This is a genomic window from Xanthomonas vasicola, from assembly GCF_000772705.2.
GTDB classification, from domain to species: domain Bacteria; phylum Pseudomonadota; class Gammaproteobacteria; order Xanthomonadales; family Xanthomonadaceae; genus Xanthomonas; species Xanthomonas vasicola.
In genome coordinates, this window is record NZ_JSBW02000041.1 from 93,723 (window position 1) to 111,766 (window position 18,044).

At 65.6% G+C, this 18,044-nt stretch carries 14 protein-coding genes and 2 other RNA genes; 6 read left to right on the top strand and 10 right to left on the bottom strand.

What is annotated here, in order from left to right; all coding sequences use genetic code 11:
* Positions 1–30: 30 nt before the first annotated feature.
* The gene (gene htpX, locus NX05_RS11495; RefSeq protein WP_010372697.1) at positions 31–909 is read right to left on the bottom strand and encodes a protease HtpX; all 879 of its coding nucleotides are present in this window, start codon (positions 907–909) and stop codon (positions 31–33) included.
* A 97-nt stretch (positions 910–1,006) separates the two neighbouring features.
* Here htpX and gluQRS point away from each other — a divergent pair, with 97 nt between their 5' ends.
* From gluQRS to NX05_RS22430, 4 genes are all read left to right on the top strand, one after another.
* Positions 1,007–1,906 carry a tRNA glutamyl-Q(34) synthetase GluQRS gene (gene gluQRS, locus NX05_RS11500; RefSeq protein WP_039434620.1) on the top strand — a complete coding sequence of 300 codons (900 nt, stop codon included), beginning with the start codon at positions 1,007–1,009 and terminating at the stop codon, positions 1,904–1,906.
* Positions 1,907–1,996: 90 nt separating this feature from the next.
* Entirely contained in the window at positions 1,997–2,737 is a 741-nt protein-coding gene (phbB, locus tag NX05_RS11505) for a beta-ketoacyl-ACP reductase (RefSeq protein ID WP_010382354.1), read from the top strand.
* Between the two features lie 159 nt (positions 2,738–2,896).
* Positions 2,897–3,472, top strand: a complete 576-nt coding sequence (phaR, locus tag NX05_RS11510) for a polyhydroxyalkanoate synthesis repressor PhaR (RefSeq protein ID WP_039434617.1) — start codon at positions 2,897–2,899, stop codon at positions 3,470–3,472.
* 61 nt (positions 3,473–3,533) lie between these two features.
* A non-coding RNA gene (locus NX05_RS22430) (sX9 sRNA) lies at positions 3,534–3,609 on the top strand.
* Positions 3,610–3,660: 51 nt separating this feature from the next.
* Here the strand turns inward: NX05_RS22430 and NX05_RS11515 are convergent.
* The 6 genes from NX05_RS11515 to NX05_RS11540 form a co-directional block, all read right to left on the bottom strand.
* Positions 3,661–4,635, bottom strand: coding sequence for a TraB/GumN family protein (locus NX05_RS11515; protein ID WP_039434614.1), 975 nt, complete (start codon positions 4,633–4,635; stop codon positions 3,661–3,663).
* 33 nt (positions 4,636–4,668) lie between these two features.
* Complete coding sequence (locus NX05_RS11520; RefSeq protein WP_039434611.1) at positions 4,669–5,604, bottom strand: DUF1684 domain-containing protein; 936 nt, start codon at positions 5,602–5,604, stop codon at positions 4,669–4,671.
* Positions 5,604–7,481, bottom strand: a complete 1,878-nt coding sequence (gene mutL / locus NX05_RS11525; RefSeq protein WP_039434608.1) for a DNA mismatch repair endonuclease MutL — start codon at positions 7,479–7,481, stop codon at positions 5,604–5,606. Before mutL ends, NX05_RS11520 begins: the two co-directional genes overlap by 1 nt.
* Before the next feature lie 137 nt (positions 7,482–7,618).
* Positions 7,619–9,334, bottom strand: a complete 1,716-nt coding sequence (locus NX05_RS11530; protein ID WP_172645718.1) for an N-acetylmuramoyl-L-alanine amidase — start codon at positions 9,332–9,334, stop codon at positions 7,619–7,621.
* Between the two features lie 70 nt (positions 9,335–9,404).
* Complete coding sequence (gene tsaE / locus NX05_RS11535) at positions 9,405–9,905, bottom strand: tRNA (adenosine(37)-N6)-threonylcarbamoyltransferase complex ATPase subunit type 1 TsaE (protein ID WP_039434603.1); 501 nt, start codon at positions 9,903–9,905, stop codon at positions 9,405–9,407.
* A complete protein-coding gene (locus tag NX05_RS11540) occupies positions 9,902–11,389 on the bottom strand; it encodes a bifunctional ADP-dependent NAD(P)H-hydrate dehydratase/NAD(P)H-hydrate epimerase (RefSeq protein ID WP_039434599.1) in 1,488 nt (495 codons plus the stop codon). The genes tsaE and NX05_RS11540 overlap by 4 nt, the downstream gene beginning before the upstream one ends.
* 24 nt (positions 11,390–11,413) lie before the next feature.
* On the opposite strand from NX05_RS11540, the gene queG reads away from it, so the two are divergent.
* Together queG and xseA are read left to right on the top strand one after the other, a co-directional pair.
* Positions 11,414–12,484, top strand: coding sequence for a tRNA epoxyqueuosine(34) reductase QueG (gene queG, locus NX05_RS11545; RefSeq protein ID WP_039434598.1), 1,071 nt, complete (start codon positions 11,414–11,416; stop codon positions 12,482–12,484).
* A gap of 140 nt (positions 12,485–12,624) precedes the next feature.
* Positions 12,625–13,962: an exodeoxyribonuclease VII large subunit gene (xseA, locus tag NX05_RS11550; RefSeq protein ID WP_010372660.1), complete on the top strand. Its 1,338-nt coding sequence runs from the start codon at positions 12,625–12,627 to the stop codon at positions 13,960–13,962.
* Positions 13,963–14,253: 291 nt separating this feature from the next.
* Here xseA and NX05_RS11555 read toward each other — a convergent pair whose 3' ends face one another.
* From NX05_RS11555 to NX05_RS22435, 3 genes are all read right to left on the bottom strand, one after another.
* Entirely contained in the window at positions 14,254–15,516 is a 1,263-nt protein-coding gene (locus NX05_RS11555; RefSeq protein ID WP_010382379.1) for a virulence factor, read from the bottom strand.
* Positions 15,517–16,024: 508 nt separating this feature from the next.
* The gene (locus NX05_RS11560; protein WP_052239593.1) at positions 16,025–17,860 is read right to left on the bottom strand and encodes a formylglycine-generating enzyme family protein; all 1,836 of its coding nucleotides are present in this window, start codon (positions 17,858–17,860) and stop codon (positions 16,025–16,027) included.
* Positions 17,849–17,924, bottom strand: a non-coding RNA gene (locus NX05_RS22435) — sX9 sRNA. Before NX05_RS22435 ends, NX05_RS11560 begins: the two co-directional genes overlap by 12 nt.
* Positions 17,925–18,044: the final 120 nt, after the last annotated feature.

Genomic DNA, 18,044 nt, shown 5'->3' on the forward strand with positions numbered 1-18,044 from the left:
CCAACATCGCGCGACGACCAACTCGACAACTTACATCGCAGTGCCGTTGGAAGCACGCAGCGCAGCGATGCGCTCGGTCAGCGGCGGATGGCTCAGGAACAGGCGGCGCAAGCCTTCACCAACCCCGCCGGCGATACCGAACGCCTGCACCTGCGCTGGCAAGGTGTTCTGACCATGGTTGAGCGACAGCCGCTCCAGCGCAGCGATCATCTTTCTGCGGCCTGCCAGGTGCGCGCCGCCAGCGTCGGCGCGGAATTCGCGGCGGCGCGAGAACCACATCGCAATCATGGTCGCGAACATGCCGAACACCATCTCCAGCGCGAAAACGATGATGTAGTACGCAAAGCCGCGGCCGCTATCGCGATTGCCCGACAAAGCGCTGTCGATGATGCCGCCGACCACGCGTGCCAGCACGATGACGAAGGTATTGAGCACGCCCTGTAACAGCGCCATGGTCACCATATCGCCATTGGCAACATGGGCAATTTCGTGGCCGAGCACCGCCTCGGCTTCATCCTGGTCCATGTTCTGCAACAGGCCGGTGGACACTGCCACCAGGGCATTGTTGCGGTTGGCGCCGGTGGCGAATGCATTGATCTCCGGGCCGTCGTACACCGCCACTTCCGGCATGCCGATGCCGGCAGCCTGGGCTTGACGGCGCACGGTCTCCAGCAACCAGCGCTCGGTCGGCGTACGCGGTTCGGTGATGACCTGCGCGCCGGTGCTGCGCTTGGCCATGAACTTGGATAGCAGCAGGGAAATAAATGAACCGCCGAAACCGAAGATGGCGGCCATCACCAACAGACCACTCATTTGCGCGGGATTGACGCCCAGCACCGACATGATGATGCCGACGAGCATCAGCACCGCGAAGTTAGTCAGCAGGAACAGGAAAATGCGGTTAAACATGGCGCGATGGCTCCACGGATGCGGGGTGAACTGTCGCGGATCTGCGGGTGTGGCAGCTTGAAATCAAGCAAGCACCTGACCGACGATTCAGCTGCCCATGCCATCGCCTTTCTATCTCGGTCGTTTCGCGCCCTCGCCTACCGGCCCCCTGCACTTCGGCTCCCTGCTCGCTGCGTTCGGCAGCTGGTTGCTGGCTCGGCATGCCGGTGGGCAGTGGTGCGTGCGCATCGAAGACATCGACCCACCGCGCGCCGAACCCGGCGCCTCCGAACGACAGCTGCGCACGCTGGCCGCGTTCGGGCTGCACTCGGATCTTCCCGTGATCCGGCAGTCCGAGCGTGACGCCGCCTACACCGCCGCCATCCACCAACTACTGGAGAGCGGCCAGGCATTCGAGTGCAGTTGCAGCCGCGCGGACCTGGCCGGCATGAGCGGTATCCACCACGCCTGCGTCGCGCCGCTGGGCGAGCGCCGTGCGGTGCGCCTGCGGGTGCCGCCGCAATCGTTGGTCGGCTTCGACGACGCGCTACAAGGCCCGGTGCTGCAGGATGTCTATGCCGATGTGGGCGATGTGGTGCTGCGCCGCGCCGATGGCTACTGGGCTTACCAACTGGCGGTCGTAGTAGACGATGCGGCGCAGGGCATCAGCGATGTCGTGCGCGGCGCCGACCTGCTCGACTCCACTCCGCGCCAGATGGTGCTGCAGCGCGCACTGGGCTTGCCGCAGCCACGCTACCTGCACCTGCCGCTGATGCTGGATGGCGAAGGCCGCAAGCTGTCCAAGTCGCACGACGCACCCGCGCTGGACGATACTGACCCACTCCCGGCCCTGCATGCCGCCTGGGCCGCGCTGGGCCAGCGGCCGGACGCACTGCCGCGGCATGCGGCAGTCGAGACTATGCTGCAGCGGGCCGTGCAGCATTTTTCGCCACAACTGCTGCCGCGCCGACGCCAGCTGGACCGCGATATCTGCGCATCCGAGCGCCAGCGTGACTAGAATTGCGCCCCACCAGCACCGGCATCCAGGCGCGGCCGCGTCGGCACGCTCCTGGATCGCCCTCAGCCTTACTTGTTGATTGGAGTCGTCATGACATCTCGCGTCGCATTGGTCACCGGCGGCACCGGCGGTATCGGTACTGCCATCTGCAAGCGCCTGGCCGACCAGGGCCACCGGGTCGCCAGCAACTTCCGCAATGAAGAGAAGGCGCGCGACTGGCAGCAGCGCATGCAGGCGCAGGGCTATGCGTTTGCGTTGTTTCGCGGCGATGTAGCCTCTTCCGAGCATGCGCGCGCCTTGGTGGAAGAAGTCGAAGCCTCGCTAGGGCCGATCGAGGTGCTGGTCAACAACGCCGGCATCACCCGTGACACCACCTTCCACCGCATGACGGCCGAACAGTGGCACGAGGTCATCAACACCAACCTCAATTCCGTCTTCAACGTGACCCGCCCGGTGATCGAGGGCATGCGCAAGCGTGGTTGGGGACGGGTGATCCAGATCAGCTCGATTAACGGGCTCAAGGGTCAGTACGGCCAAGCCAACTACGCGGCAGCCAAGGCCGGCATGCACGGCTTCACCATTTCGCTGGCGCGCGAAAATGCGGCATTCGGGGTCACCGTCAACACGGTCTCGCCCGGTTATGTGGCCACCGACATGGTGATGGCGGTGCCGGAGGAAGTGCGCGCCAAAATCGTGGCCGATATCCCCACCGGGCGTCTGGGTCGCCCGGAAGAGATCGCCTACGCAGTGGCTTTCCTGGTTGCCGAAGAGGCTGCCTGGATCACCGGCTCCAATCTGGACATCAACGGCGGCCACCACATGGGCTGGTAACGTTTGCTGCAACTTTGCGGTGCAGCATGGATTTACAACAAAATCCATGCTGCGCAACATTTTTAATGTGTCCGCTTAAGCAAATAAGGCGTTTGGGCTGTTGCAAGCGCTGTTGCGGTGCGCCATCCTGCGCGCACTATCAGTGTGGGTGAACGTTCCATGGCCGGACTTCGCATCATCAAGAAGTATCCCAATCGTCGTCTCTACGACACGGAAATCTCCAGCTACATCACCATCGAAGATGTGCGCCAATTGATCATCGATGGCGAAGAATTCGAAGTACGCGACGCCAAGAGTGGCGAAGATCTGAGCCGTGCAGTGCTGCTGCAAATCATTGCCGACCGCGAGCAGGACGGCGAGCCGATGCTCTCCACCCAGCTACTGAGCCAGATCATCCGGTTCTATGGCGACTCGCTGCAGGGCTTCATGGGCAACTACCTGGAGCGCAGCATGCAGGTGTTCCTGGACCAGCAGCAGCAGTTCCGCCAGCAGATGGGCAACCTGCTTGGGCAGACCCCTTGGGCGATGATGAACCAGCTGACCGAGCGCAACCTGGAGTTCTGGCAAGAGTTCCAGCGCAACTTCGGCGCCGGTTTCGGTCGCCCGGGTGGTCCTGGCACGCCGCCGAACCCGCCCGGCGCAAACGGCCTGGGCAGCGGCCCGATGGGGACAGGCACGCACGGCACGCCCGGCAACAATCACGGCACCACCGGCAAGGCCCGCAATCGCGGCTAGGCGCAACTCACAAAACGACTGCGCCCACCGCCAGGCGGGCGTGGCCGGTGCTCGAATCGGCATGTACCGCTCCGTACACTGCGGTTCCTCCGCGCTGTCCGTGCCCGCCTGACGACTGCTCGCTACGTTTTGTAGCCGCTCTAAGTCTGAAGCTGCGCCAGGAGCGTCACGCTCCCGGGTGCAGTCGATCAGCGGCCGGCCTGCTTTGCGCAGACCGCGCAGATCCGCTCCACGTTGTAGCCGCGTGCACGCAGACGCTCCACTACGCCATCATTGCCCAGCAAATGCAGCGCACCGACCACCACCAGCGTGGTTCCGCTGCCTTTGCCGAGCCGCTGTTCCAGACGCGGCACCCAGCGCGCATTGCGCTCGACATTGATGTCCTGATACAGCGCCGGGTACTGGCAACGCATGTCCTCGGCCATTTGCATGGATAGCGTATGCACGTCGCCATTACGCCAGGCTGCATGCAGCTGGCGCAGTTGGTCGCTGGCATCGGCCTCGTCCAGCGATTCTTCCAGCAACTGATGCTGCTCGGTCGGCGACATGCCATCGAGCAACGCGATCTGTTCGGCGGCGCGCTCCAGGCCATCGGCCGGTTTGCCGCGTGCCTGCGCCTTTTGCATCAGGTAATGGTCCAGCCCCGCGTTCGGGTCCATGCCTTGCCGGGTCATCTCGGCCAGGCTGATCGTCAGCGCCACGAACCAGGGCTTGAGCCGCTGCAAGCTCTCCAGCGGCATCCCATACTTACGCGCGTAGGCACTCAGCGACTGCCAGGTCTTCGCATCCAGTGTGTCCTGCAGCGTGCGCCCATCGGTGCGCCGCGCGGCCTGCAACATGCGACTGGCCAGTTCGGGCGATTGCGCATCGTCAGGGGGCAACTCGAATAGCAGCCGGTCGGCCTTGCCGAAAGCCTGCATCACATCCGGGGACAGCGGGTAGTCGCTGGGCTTGAGCACGTGGAACGAGCCCAGCAGATACACGGTGCCGCCCTTGCCTTCAACCTTCCACAGCAGCGGCACCGGCGGGCCGACTGGTGTGTCGCTTGCGCCGCGCGCCCACCCCGGCACGAGCGCCCCGCTCCACAAGGTCAGACCGAGCAGCGCGCCGCTGCACCAGGCGGCAACACGTTGGCGCGTCGACGTTGTCGGTTGCGCTGTCATCGTGTTCCTCCGCACATATCAGCGTCGCGCATGTCAGTGCGGCACCTTGTAGGCCTTCTCGCCTGCAGACACCGCCAGATCGATGCGGTTTTCCGGCGGCGGCAACGGGCAGGTGGCGAACGGGGTAAATGCGCATGGCGGGCTGTAGGCGCGATTGAAGTCGACCACAACCTTGCCGGAGGCATCGGGCACGTCCAGATCCAGAAAACGTCCGGCCGGATAGCTGCCGTGCCCGCTGGTGCGATCGGCGAAAACCACAAACATTGGCCGCCCCGGCTCGCCAATGGTTTCCAATCGATACGTCTTGCCGTCGCGCTTGAACTCGATCGCACCCGCATTTGGCTGCTCACTGCTGATGCCGACGATATCTACGATAGGGATGGTCTTGCCGACAGCATTGGGCACGTAGCGCGCGCTGATGCGCCAGGACGAATCCAGCGGCCAGTAGTCCAGACCAGCGAAGTGCGTGCGCGACGCTGCGTCGGCATGCTTGACCCGCAGCGCATAGCGGTCGCCACGACGGATCAGGCTCAACAAACCTTTGCCATCATCGAAATGGATGAGTGTGGGCTGCGGATCACGGTCGGACTGGAAGTGGATCCGGCCGGTCAGTGGCTTGCCGTCGACGGTCAGTGCGGCGCCTCGCTCGGGCACGAACCAGACCGCGTTGTTCTCGGTGGACACCATGCCCATCTTCGGCGGGCCCACCGCCAGTTTGATGCCGCTATCGGTGCTGCTGCCGATGTAATGCGCCTTCAGCGACAGCCAGTGCAGGCCGACCAGGCTGGTCCAGCCATCGGGCGCGCGTAGCTCTTTGAGACGCTCTTCGCGCCAGGCGGCGGTGTCGGCCAGAAATATCTTGTCGAGTGCGACCGGCGCGGCCGGCGGTGGCGCATCGCGCCCGCACCCTACCAACACTGCCGTCACCAGCATGCCGAGCAGCCAGCCTTTCCCCCTGTGCACTGCCATCAACGCCCCCTGAGAAACCAACGATCAATATCGCTCAGCGTAAACCGCGCCCAGGTCGGTCGGCCATGGTTGCATTGGCCCGAGCGTTCGGTGGCTTCCATATCGCGCAGCAGCGCGTTCATTTCCGGCACGGTGAGGCGGCGGTTGGCGCGCACTGCGCCGTGGCAGGCCATGGTGGAGAGCAGTTCGTCGCGTGCGCTGGCGATGCGCCGGCTTTGACCATGCTCGCGCAGATCGCCCAACACATCGCGCAGCAGCGCCTCCGGTTCCGCACTCGCCAGTAACGCGGGAATGCTGCGCACGTGCAGCGACTGCGGGCCGGCGCGGGTGATCTCGAACCCGAGCGTGGCAAGCGTGTCGGCTTCGCGCTCGGCGGTGTCGGCTTCGCGCTCGCCCACCGCCAGCGTCATCGGCACCAGCAGCGGCTGCGCGTGCAGACCAATGCTGTCGTGGGCATTTTTAAGCCGCTCATAGCCGATGCGCTCGTGCGCCGCATGCATGTCGACCACGATCAGGCCCTCGGCGTTTTCGGCAAGGATGTAGATGCCATGCAACTGCGCGATGGCATATCCGAGCGGCGGCACTCCGCTGTCTTCTGCGGTTGCCGGCAAGCCGGTGCCGACCATGCTCGGCATGCCTGCCGATTGCTGGGCGCTGCTCGGCGGCGGCGCGTACAACGCGCTGTAGGCGGCGCGCGCCTCGTCCACACGCAAGCCCAGCGGCGTCTGCGAAGGCGTCCAGTTCGTGTAGTTGTAGCCGCTACCGCTACTACCGGGTGCGGTCCCATGGCTTGGAAGACCGCCGCTCGCGATATTGCCCGTTCCGCCGGCGGTAGCACCCGTGTAGCCGGCACCATCACTGCCGATGCTGTTCGGCGTCGCGCCGGCGCGGGTGTGCGCCAGCGCATCCTGCAAAGTGCGATAGACGAAATCGTGGATCAGCCGCGCTTCGCGAAACCGCACTTCGTGCTTGGCCGGATGCACGTTGACGTCCACGCGCGCCGGGTCCAGTTCCAGAAACAGCACATAGGCCGGCTGACGTCCGTGGAACAGCACGTCGCCGTAAGCCATCTTCACCGCATGCGCCACGCTGCGGTCGCGCACCGAACGGCCGTTGACGTAGAGGTATTGCTGGTCGGTACTGGCGCGCGAGTAATGTGGTTGCGCGACCCAACCATGCAGGCGCAGACCGCTGCCACTGTGGTCCACACGCAAGGCCTGGCGCGCAAAATCTTCGCCCAGCGTCTCGCCCAGCCGCGCATCCGAATACAGATCGCCCGGCTTGTAACGACGCGACGGCTTGCCATTGTGCGAGACGCGCAATTCCACATCCGGTCGCGCCAGCGCCAACGAGCGCAGCCACTCTTCGATGTGCCCGAGTTCGGTGCGTTCGGCACGCAGGAACTTGCGCCGTGCCGGCACGTTGAAGAACAACTCGCGGACTTCGACCGTGGTGCCCGGCGCATGTGCACGTGGCACTACTTCGCCCAGGCGGCCGCCGTCGATTTCCAGCGCGAATCCGTGTTCGGCATCGTGCCGGCGCGAGGTCAAAGTGAAGCGGCTGACCGAGGCGATCGACGGCAAGGCTTCGCCGCGGAAGCCGAGCGTGGCAACGGTTTCCAGATCGTCCAGCGAGGCGATCTTGCTGGTGGCATGCCGCGACACCGCTAGCGGCAGTTCGTCCGGGGTGATGCCGCCGCCGTTGTCGCGGATACGGATCAGCCGCACGCCGCCTTCTTCGAGCTCGATATCCACGCGCGTGGCGCCGGCGTCGAGTGCATTTTCGACCAGTTCCTTGACCACCGAGGCGGGCCGCTCGACGACTTCGCCGGCGGCAATCTGGTTGACCAGAATCTCGGGCAACTGACGAATCGCCATCAACGCGCGCTCCCCTGCTGGAAGCGCAAAACGCAGTGCATCGCGGGTGTAACAGAAAAGGCAGACGTCGGCACGGCAATCCTGCGGCGCGCGGGCGCCGTCATCAGGGAATCAGTGCGTAATGATAGCCGAGCGGGTCAGCGGCTGCCGCCGGCCACGGTGCCGACGGCATCGGCTTCGGCCTGCGCACGCGCGGCGAACAAGGTACCCGGCGGTGGCTGGCGGGTGAAGAAGGTGTCGATGCCATCCAGCACGGCTGCGGCGATCTTGCGCTGGTAAGCCGGGTCGATCAGGCGACGCTCTTCATCCGGATTGGAGATGAAGGCGGTTTCCACCAGCATCGCCGGCATGTCGGAGGTGCGCAGCACCGCAAAATTGGCGCGTTCCAACTGCGGCTTGTGATTGTTGCCGATGCGCTTGAGCCCACCCAGCACATGGCCGGCGGCGTCTTCGGAGGCTTTCATGTGACCGCTCTGAGCCAGGTCGAGCAGTACGTTGGCCAGCGTGCTTTCGGTCTGCTGCAAGCGCACGCCACCGACCAGATCGGCGGCGTTTTCCTTATCCGCCAGCCAGCGCGCGCGTTGCGACGAGGCACCCTTGGTCGACAATACATACACCGAGGAGCCGGTGGCGCTACGGTTTTCAGCAGCGTCGGCATGGATGGAGATAAAGATGTCGGCCTTGGCGGCGCGGGCTTTCTGCGCGCGCATCGGCAACGGGATGAAGACATCGGTATCGCGGGTCAGGTATGCCTTCATGCCGGGCGTGGCGTTGATCTGGCGCGCCAGTTCACGACCCACCGCCAGAGTGACGTCTTTTTCGCGCTTGCCGGTGGGACCCATGGCACCCGGATCCTGGCCGCCGTGGCCGGGATCGATCGCGACGATCAGCGGACGCATGCCCGGTACCATCTTGATCCGCGAGGCTTCGCTGGGCAGCACTGGACGTGGCGGAAGATCGTTGTCGTCATTCGCAGCGGCCACTGCGCTTGTTGACCCGCCGCTGGGGGTGCCTGCTGCGCTGCCGCCACCTGACATCGCACCCATCGGTGCGCTGCCGCCGTTCAAGATGGCAGCTGCAGATGCGCTACTGCCGGCCGCCACTGCGCCAGCCGGTGCATTGGCAGTGGTCACGGTGGCACGGTTAGGCGTGCTGCCGGCGACGCCAGTCGGCGCTGCGTTATTGGTAGTGGTGCCGGGCCGCGGCGTCGGCACACCAGTGGCAACGGTGGTCGGCACCGGCGCCTGGGTAACGGTCGGCATCGCCGATGCCGGCACGTACGGTGCAGGCGGCGGAGGTTGTGGTTGGGGCGGCGGCACTGAGGAAGCGCGCTGCGCAGAAGCAGCCAGCGCAGCGGTTGCGCGCGCGGCCTCGGTTTGTGCATTGAGCGAACGTGGCGCCGGGGCGGTAGTTGGCGGTGCCGCAGCAGCGACCACGGAAGCTGCAGGCGGAGTTGGATCGCCCGGCCACTCGATCACCAATGTCGAGCCGCCACCCATGGTCTGCATCTGCGGCTTCAGCGGCGTCACCGGCGTTGCCAGCTCGAAGACCACCCGGAATGTCCCCGGTACCGGCTGGCCAGTACGTACCGAGGTCACCAGCCCGGCGGCAGCCGGCAGCTTGAGGCCACGCGCGCCGGAGGAATCGGGAAAATCGACCACCAAGCGATTCGGGTTCGCCAGCGACAAGGTCTTGAAGCCACCGCTGCCGGCGAGCTGAATTTCGGCGCGGGTTCCGGTGGCGCCGGTACTCACGCCCACACCTTTAATTTCGCCGGCCCACGCAGCAAAAAACGCCAGGCTCAGGCTGGCGGTCAGGGCGGAAACACAGAACTGGCGGATCCCCGGTGTCATGGCGCTGGATTCAATCATCCAACTGTGCGAATTGCAAGGTGATTTCCCTTAATAATCCACAACCTGGCGTTCATTCTTCTCGTGCGGTGGCAAAAAGGGCCTGCAACTGGGGTTGCTGCGACAGACGCTCCAGCCAGCCGTGCCCGACCGGACTGCGACCCAGCAACCGAGCGCTGCGGCCTTCGCCGTCAACGGCCAGTTCCACGTCCAGATCGACCGGCGGCAGCACGCCAGTGCCGCGCTCCGGCCATTCGACCAGCCACAGGCTCGCACTGCCCTCGTCGAGCCCGAGAAAATCCAGTTCTCCGGCATGGCCGATGCGATACAGATCCAGATGCCAGGCTTCATCGCCGGCACTTAGCGGGTAGCGTTCGACCAGGGTGTACGTTGGGCTGCGAATCGGCCCAGTGACGCCGAGTGCGCGCAGCAGCGCGCGTGCGAGGGTGGATTTGCCGGCGCCCAGGTCACCATGCAACTGCACCATGGCGCTGGCGGGCCGCACCGCGGCCAGAGCCTGGCCCAGGGTTTCGGTGGCCTGCGCGTCGTGCAGGTGTCCGTTGAGGTCGATCATGCGATGGCTCCAGCGTTGGCGAGGCGGCGCAGCTCGGGAAGCAGGTCGGTGGGCAATAAGCCGCGCTCGCCGGCGCGTGCCGCTGCATCGCCGGCGCAGGCATGCAGCAAGGCGCCAAGGCTGGCGGCGTCGAATGGCGACCAGCCCTGCCCCAACAATGCCGCGATCACGCCGGTCAACAGATCACCCATGCCTCCGACCGCCATGCCCGGATTGCCTGCGTCGATGATGCGCGGCACTGCGTCTGGGGCGGCGACCACCGTGCCGGCGCCTTTGAGCACCACCACCGCGTGATAGCGCTTTGCCAATGCAGCCGCAGCGGCCGGACGATCGCGCTGAATCTGCGCGGTCGAGAGACCCAGCAAACGACCGGCTTCGCCCGGGTGCGGGGTCAGGATGCGCGGGCCGCGCGCCGGCACCGCGTTGCTAGGCAGTAGATTCAAGCCATCGGCGTCGATCACCACAGCCGTGTCGGCACCCAGCCCGGCATGCCACAACGCCTGCGCCCAGGCGTCCTGCCCTAGCCCGGGTCCGAGTGCGACCGCATCGGCGGCCTGAGCGAGCGCGGCGATGTCGTCATCGGCCTGCACTGCGCGCACCATCGCTTCGGGACAGCGCGCCAGCAGCGGGGTCACATGCTCGGCGCGCGTTGCGACCTGCACCAAGCCGGCGCCGCTGCGCAGCGTCGCCTCGGCGGTCAGCATGATGGCGCCACCGCTGCCGAGATTGCCGCCCACGCACAGCACCCGCCCGGATTCGCCCTTGTGCGTGTTGCGACGACGCGGGCGCAACTGCGCGGCCAGTGCATCGCTATTCCAACTGTGCGCGGCTGGCGTCAGTCCATCGAATGCAGACGGCGGCACCTCTAGCGACGCGACTGCGCGCTCGCCAGCGTGTTCCAGCGCGTCACCGGTGTAGAGCCCGAGATGCGGCACGATGAACTGCAAGGTCAGCGCGGCATTTACTGCGGCGCCGAAAGCCACCCCATGATCGGCATTGATGCCGCTGGGCACATCCAGCGCGAATACCGGCATGCCGGCCGCGTTGATGGCGTCGATCAACGCAGTGGTCGCGTCGTCCGGTGCGCGATTCAGGCCGATACCAAACAGCGCATCGACGATCACATCGGCCTGCGCCAGCGGATACGGAAACAATTCGATCGCGCCACCGACCGCCAGGTAGTCAGTGCAGGCACGCTGGGCCAGCTCCGAGCCGGGGCCGTGCTCGGGCAGATGCACCACACGCACCTGACGCCCTGCGCGGTGCGCTAGGCGCGCCAGCACATAGCCATCGCCACCGTTGTTGCCGGTGCCGCACACCACCACGATGCGGCGCGCCTGCGGCCAGCGTTCAAACAACCACTGCCAGGCCGCCTGCCCGGCGCGCTGCATCAAGATGTAGCCGTCGCCACCGAGCAGCGTAGTGGCCTGCGCATCGAGAATGCGCGCGGCGGCGGTGTCGTAAAGATCGAGGGGTGCGTACATGCCGGGAATTCTATACTTGTCGTCATGTCTGCCGTCCTCGCCCGCCCCGACCCTGCCGATGCCGCTGCGCGCATTCGCGTGCTTGCGCGCGAAGCCGGCTTTCAACGTTGCGGCATTACCGGCATTGAGCTGGGCGAAGATGAAGTGCATCTGCGTAGTTGGCTGGAAGAAGGCCTGTACGGGACCATGCATTGGATGGCCCAGCACGGCGACAAGCGCTCGCGCCCGCAGGAGCTGGTACCCGGCACTTTGCGCGTGTTGTCGGTGGGCATGGATTACGGCCGCAAGGACGACACCGAGGCCTGGAACACCTTGCACGACGGCAACCGCGCCTATGTGGCGCGCTATGCGCTGGGGCGCGATTACCACAAGCTGATGCGCAACCGGCTGCAGAAACTGGCCGAGCGCATCCAGGGCGAGATCGGCGCATTCGGCTTCCGCGTGTTCGTCGATTCCGCGCCGGTGCTGGAGCGCGCACTGGCACGCAATGCCGGTTTGGGCTGGATCGGCAAACACACCTGCCTGATCGATCGCAACGGTGGCTCGTGGTTTTTTCTAGGTGAGATCTACCTCGACCTGCCGCTGCCGATCGACACTCCCGCAACCGCGCATTGCGGCACCTGCACGCGTTGCATCGACATCTGCCCCACCCAAGCCATCATCGCGCCGTACCGGCTGGATGCGCGCCGCTGCATTGCGTACCTCACCATCGAACACGATGGCGCAATTCCTGAAGACATGCGTAAGCCCATCGGCAACCGCATCTTCGGCTGCGACGATTGCCAGCTGATCTGCCCCTGGAACAAGTTCGCCAAGCGCACTGACGAGGCCGACTTTCGCGCCCGCAATGACCTGGACGTTGCCACGCTGCCACAGTTAGTAGCCTGGGACGCAGACGAATTCCTGCGCCGCACCGAAGGCAGCCCGATCCGCCGCAGCGGACACGAACGCTGGCTGCGCAATATCGCCGTCGGCCTGGGCAATGCGCCCGGCACGCCGGAGGTACTGGCCGCACTGGAAGCGCGCCGGCACGACGACTCGGCGTTGGTGCGCGAACATGTTGGCTGGGCGTTGGCGCAACACGGTCTGAGCTAATGGGCATTCGCTAGCATGTCGCGCTTCTAAGGCACCTGCGGCCCCTACATGCACGCGCTGGTCATCGATGCAGTCACCGATTGCATTGGCTTGCGTCAGCCAATCTCCCACGATCTCCGCCACTACGGGATAATGTGGCGATGGCCGACCGCAACGAACAGATCCTCACTCCCAGCCAGCTCAACTCGCTGGCGCGCGACCTGCTGGAAGGCAGCTTCCCGCTGGTCTGGGTAGAAGCCGAACTGAGCAGCGTCACCCGGCCCTCGTCGGGGCATCTGTATTTCACGCTCAAGGATGCGCGGGCACAGATCCGTTGTGCGATGTTCAAGCCCAAGAGCACCTGGCTGAAATTCCAGCCGCGCGAAGGCCTACGCGTGGTCGCGCGCGGGCGCCTCACCCTGTACGAAGCACGCGGCGACTACCAACTGGTGCTCGACCATATGGAAGAAGCCGGCGAAGGCGCCTTGCGGCGCGCCTTCGACGAACTGCGTGCACGCCTTGCGGCCGAAGGCTTGCTCGATGCCGAGCGCAAGCAGGCACTACCGGCGCATGTGCAGCGTCTTGCGGTGATCACCTCGCCCAGCGGCGCCGCGGTGCGCGATGTGCTCAGCGTGCTGGCGCGGCGCTTTCCGCTGCTGGAAGTGGACCTACTGCCCTCGCTGGTGCAAGGCGACAGCGCCGCCGCACAGATCACCTCGCTGCTGCAACGCGCCGATGCGTCCGGGCGCTATGACGTGATCCTGATCACCCGGGGCGGCGGCTCGCTGGAAGATTTGTGGGCCTTCAATGACGAACGCCTGGCACGCGCGATTGCCGCTGCGCAGACGCCGGTGGTGTCTGCAGTCGGCCACGAGACCGACTTTAGCCTCAGCGATTTCGTGGCAGATGTGCGTGCCCCCACACCTTCGGTAGCGGCCGAATTGCTGGTGCCCGATCAACGCGAGCTGGTGGCGCGTGTGCGACGTGCGCAGGCGCGCATAGCCCAACTTCAGCAGCACGCTCTGGGTAGTGCCATGCAACGCGCCGACCGGCTTGCGCTGCGCTTGCGTGCGCATAGCCCGCAGGCGCGCCTGCAACTGCTTCATCGCCGCCAGGAAGAAGCTGGTCGCCAGCTGCGTGCGCGCATGACGCAAGTGCTTGAGCGCTTGCAGGCGCGTGTGCAGCGCGGGCAAGCGCAGCTGCAATCACACAACCCGCAACGTCATCTGGCGGGCTTGCAGCAACGCCTGCGGGCGTTGCATCCCCAGGCGGCCATGCAACGGCGCCTGCAGCACGATCAAGTGCAGCTGCGCAGCATTACGCGCTCGCTGGAAGCGGTCAGCCCGCTGGCAACGGTTGCGCGCGGCTACGCCATCATGACCCGCCCTGCCGATGGCAGCGTGGTGCGCAGCGCCGCCGAGGTGGTGGCAGGCGAGCGCCTGCGTGCGCAGCTGGCCGATGGAAGTATTGAAGTGCGGGTGGAGCGTGGCGAGCGCTGACAGCAAGCCACGCGCGACATCATGGCTACTGTAGCAATGCCCGCGCTCAGCGCTGCCATGAACTTTTCGAAGGCGCCTTTCCAGTGAGTGCCGCGCGGGTCGGCGCGGTGCCAGAGAGCACGTTGGAACACGCTACGGGTCGGGTGAATCCGGGATTTCGCTGACGTAAGACCGCTAGCCGTGCCTAAAGTCGAGCACCTTTGCATGGTGGAAGGTGCTCGGCGCCGATTGTCGTTTTCGATCAACCGCTCCAGAGAACGTGATGCAACGCTTTGCCGGTTCCACGCGGCGTTAGGAGCGACTTGCTGTTTCCGCGCTCGGCGTCTGCGCTGCATGCTGCCAGCCCTCCATCAGCAGATTGGCCAGCACCACCGGATCGTGGTCGAAGTGATGCCCACCCGGGCGTGCCAGCACCTGCACGCCGCGTGCGCGAAGTTCCGGGCACAGCGTGTCTTTTTCTTCGTCGCCGTAGATGCATTGCAGGCGGTGCGCGTCCAGCGACTGAATGGCCGGCTCCACATCGCGCTCGGCATCGTTATGCCAGCCCAGCCAGCCACCAACGCGCACCTTGAAGTCAGCCTCGTGGCCGAGGCCAAGCAGGCTGACGAATTGCACCGAGGCGCGTTGCTGCGGCGAAAGTTCCGGATACGCGAACGGCAACACATCGGCGCCGAACGAATAGCCAACCAAGGCGACGTGCTGGATGTGCCAACGCTCGCGATAGCTGGCGATCACCCGGTCCAGATCTGCGCCCACTTGCTGCGGCGTGCGGCTGCCCCAGAAGTAGCGCAGGCTGTTCCAGCCCACCACCGACACGCCCTGCTGCTGCAGCTGCGCGGCAATGCCTTTATCCAGTTCGCGCCAGCCGCCATCGCCGGAGAGCATCACCACCAGACGGTCGCTGCCGGGCGCGTGCAGTTCTACGAGCGGCAAATCGCCCAGGCCTTGCGACTGCGCAGCCAGGAAGTGGCCGCGTGTGGCCGCGGCGATCTGCATCGGGCTGGAGTCGTCGGCCAGATCGTCCAGGAAACCCTCACTGGCATTGGGCATATCACGCGAGCACGCCAGGCCTGGATCCTTGGTACCAGCATCAGCGACCACCGCGCCGCCCAGCACGTCGGGCGCGGCCGAGGCCACTGCCTGGCGCGCCAGGACTGCGCCGTCGCCTTGCCCCACCAACACCGGCGGCATGAACGCATCGACATGCTCGGCGCGCAACAATTTCTTGCCCAGTCGCTCCGCATCGTCGGCCAGCGAACTACAGGCGACCTGGTGCGAGCGCGCGCGTTCGCGGTACTTGGCGGTATCGACCACCGCGACCAGCGCGCCATCGTTGCTCAGCGTATCGGCCAGCCGCTGACTTTCCTCGGGATGGCCGCTGTCGGGCAGCAAGATCACCATTGCCTTGGGCGTGCCTTCCGGGCGAATAACTTCGACCGAACCGTAATGCCCGGCGGTATTACTGTCCTGCAAATGCCGCGCCACGGCGTAGCCGCTGCCGCCAATCAGCAAAATCGCTATGACCCAACGAAACATCTTGATCCCCATGCCCATCACGGCGTCCCCTCATGCGGTGGCAATTTGACCACAGCAGACACGGCCGGCTTCGTCGTGATGCGCCCGCTGTTCGTCCCCGTTAAGCCAGCTGAACAAAGTATATCGGGCGTAACGGCGTTGCTAGCGATCCATAGTCTGCAAGTGTGCTCTACAACGCGCATGAAACGGCAGGACTACCGCATCACAAACTCCTCGGTCTTGGTCGGTCTTTCAGCACCGTCGTCGATTGGCTGTACAGAGAATCCAACCGCCGTCCGCAAGCGCCCCCAAAAATCCTTGTAAAAACGCAGCGTGCTTCCAGCAGTGTTCGCTCGTGATGCGGCACAGAGGCCTGGCTCGCTTAGCCTGCGTCTACCCGTCCCTCTGTCGGAGCGAAGACGCTCTCGTATTGCTTTACCTGGATCGCGCTGTCGATCCGAGAAGCGCACTTAGCGGCTAAACAGCAAGCCGAGTGCAGCGGTCACACAAGGCACGATCGCCGCGCCGCACGCCATGTCAGATTCAGTCAAATTCCACGCGCCACCCTGAAGCCAATACGCGCACTGGTGGTGTCCGAATCCTGCGACTGCCGCCACGCCGCACGTGTCTGTTGCGGCGAATTGGCCCAGCTGCCGCCGCGGATCATGCGCTGGCGGCAGCCCGGGTTGAACCAGGCAGCGCCATCGGCCGGCGCACGGCGATAGCTGGCGTGCCAGCAATCGGCCACCCATTCGCTCAGGTTGCCGCCCATGTCGTGCAGACCCCAGGCGTTGGCGCGAAAGCTGCCCACCGGCGCCGGGCCCCAGAAGCCGTCGCCGTAGCCGACAAACCCATTGTTCCAGCGCCGGCCGCTGCGCGAGACGTCGTTGCCGCCGGTGAAATTGCCGGCATCGGCCGGGGGCGAGCCCGCATTGCCCCACGGATAGCGTCCGGTAGTACCGGCGCGCACGGCATATTCGAACTCGGCCTCGCTGGGCACGTGGTAATGGCGGCCGGTCTGTTCCGAAAGCCAGGATGCATACGCTTCGGCATCGCGAATGCTCACGTGCATCACCGGGCTATTGGGTGCGGCCTGCGCGCCGTTGTAATCGGATTGCCAATCCACGCCGCTGCGGCGGATGAAGTTACCGCTGCGCTCGTCGTACACCACCGAATGCCCGCGCCGGGTGGCACGTGGGCGCGCACCGGTGGCCTCGACGAACTGACGGAACTCGGCGACCGTGACCTCGGTGATCGACAACGCAAAGCCGCGCGCGAAGCGCACGTAATGGGCAGGGCGCTCGTTGTCGGATGCGCCCGGTTCAGCATCGCCGGCGCCCATCTGAAACGCGCCATGCGGCACCACAATCATCTGGGGGCCACGCCCACCGACCTTGAGCCCGTCCGTGAACACCTGTCCGGGACGGAAGCTGCCGTAGTGCGTGGCCAGCTCCAGGCGGCGGCGCAGATCGCCGGCCACCGGATCGCCGGGGTCGGCGATGCGCAGCACTTCGGCAAGTTTTTCGCCGGCCGCCTTGAGCCCGCGCGGCGAATTCAGATCGTGCAGACCGGCATCGTGCAATGCGGCGATCTGCGCGCGGCGCAGACGCTCCACCCGCGCGCGCGCATCGGCAATAGTGGGCGCATGCTCGCGCACCTGCCCTCCCATCTGCAGCCAGTAACGTGCACCAATGAAGTCGCTTGCCTGTGCCGCCTGTTCGGCGCGCTCCAGCAGGCCGCTTTCCACGGCGGCCAGGCCTTGGCGGGTGCGCGGGTTGTCGGGGGCCAGTTGCGCGGCATCACGGAAATTCACCAGTGCGCCGTTGCCGTCTTCCCCGAGCCGTCCACCGCGCAGGTCTTCTTCGCCGGCGCGGTTGAACGCCAGCACGCGCTGCGCGGTTTCCACCTCGCGTTGCAGGGCACGCACCTTTGGGTCTTGCGGTGCGAGGGCGAGCGCGACAAAGGCCACCTCCCGCGCTTGCTCCAGCGCATCGTCCTGTTGTTCGGTCTGTTCGATCAACGCCGCGCCGCGTTCGAGCAACCGGCGGCGTGCCTGCTCCAGGCCGCGGCGGCTGGTCGCGTCCTTGCCGCCGGCACGCTGCTGAATCGCCAGGTACAACGGGATCGCATCGTCAGCGTCGCGATACAGGCGGCCTTCCTGCAATGCCTGGTCGGCGCGCTTGCGCACTTGCGCCAACGGCTCATCGCCCAACTCCACCGCAGGCGGCTGCCATTGCGCCACGGTCTCGGCGGACTCTTCGCCCCCGATGGAAACGTTCGGCTTGCTCGGCGCGGCGACCGCAGGTGCCGGTTGTGGCGCAACCGCGGGCACTGGTGTCGGTGTGCGCGAACAAGCGCACGTGCTGAGAGCGGCTAACAACACGTAGCAAGCAGTCGGCAGGCGGGCGTTGCTGCCGCCCAGGACCCGGAGTGTCCGAGTGGTAGCTGCCAATTCCGGGCACCGGCCGCGCCCGCCTGGTAGCTGCGCAGTCGTTTTGCCAGCCGCTCTCAGCACGACCATTGCCCACGCTGCAATCCGGTCACCGCACTCACCCACCACCTGCTCC

What these genes read in the sequence shown, in the direction of transcription:
- htpX (WP_010372697.1), bottom strand. Translation starts at nt 909, where the DNA reads ATGTTTAACCGCATTTTCCTGTTCCTGCTGACTAACTTCGCGGTGCTG.
- gluQRS (WP_039434620.1), top strand. Translation starts at nt 1,007, where the DNA reads ATGCCATCGCCTTTCTATCTCGGTCGTTTCGCGCCCTCGCCTACCGGC.
- phbB (WP_010382354.1), top strand. Translation starts at nt 1,997, where the DNA reads ATGACATCTCGCGTCGCATTGGTCACCGGCGGCACCGGCGGTATCGGT.
- phaR (WP_039434617.1), top strand. Translation starts at nt 2,897, where the DNA reads ATGGCCGGACTTCGCATCATCAAGAAGTATCCCAATCGTCGTCTCTAC.
- NX05_RS11515 (WP_039434614.1), bottom strand. Translation starts at nt 4,635, where the DNA reads ATGACAGCGCAACCGACAACGTCGACGCGCCAACGTGTTGCCGCCTGG.
- NX05_RS11520 (WP_039434611.1), bottom strand. Translation starts at nt 5,604, where the DNA reads ATGGCAGTGCACAGGGGGAAAGGCTGGCTGCTCGGCATGCTGGTGACG.
- mutL (WP_039434608.1), bottom strand. Translation starts at nt 7,481, where the DNA reads ATGGCGATTCGTCAGTTGCCCGAGATTCTGGTCAACCAGATTGCCGCC.
- NX05_RS11530 (WP_172645718.1), bottom strand. Translation starts at nt 9,334, where the DNA reads ATGACACCGGGGATCCGCCAGTTCTGTGTTTCCGCCCTGACCGCCAGC.
- tsaE (WP_039434603.1), bottom strand. Translation starts at nt 9,905, where the DNA reads ATGATCGACCTCAACGGACACCTGCACGACGCGCAGGCCACCGAAACC.
- NX05_RS11540 (WP_039434599.1), bottom strand. Translation starts at nt 11,389, where the DNA reads ATGTACGCACCCCTCGATCTTTACGACACCGCCGCCGCGCGCATTCTC.
- queG (WP_039434598.1), top strand. Translation starts at nt 11,414, where the DNA reads ATGTCTGCCGTCCTCGCCCGCCCCGACCCTGCCGATGCCGCTGCGCGC.
- xseA (WP_010372660.1), top strand. Translation starts at nt 12,625, where the DNA reads ATGGCCGACCGCAACGAACAGATCCTCACTCCCAGCCAGCTCAACTCG.
- NX05_RS11555 (WP_010382379.1), bottom strand. Translation starts at nt 15,516, where the DNA reads ATGGGCATGGGGATCAAGATGTTTCGTTGGGTCATAGCGATTTTGCTG.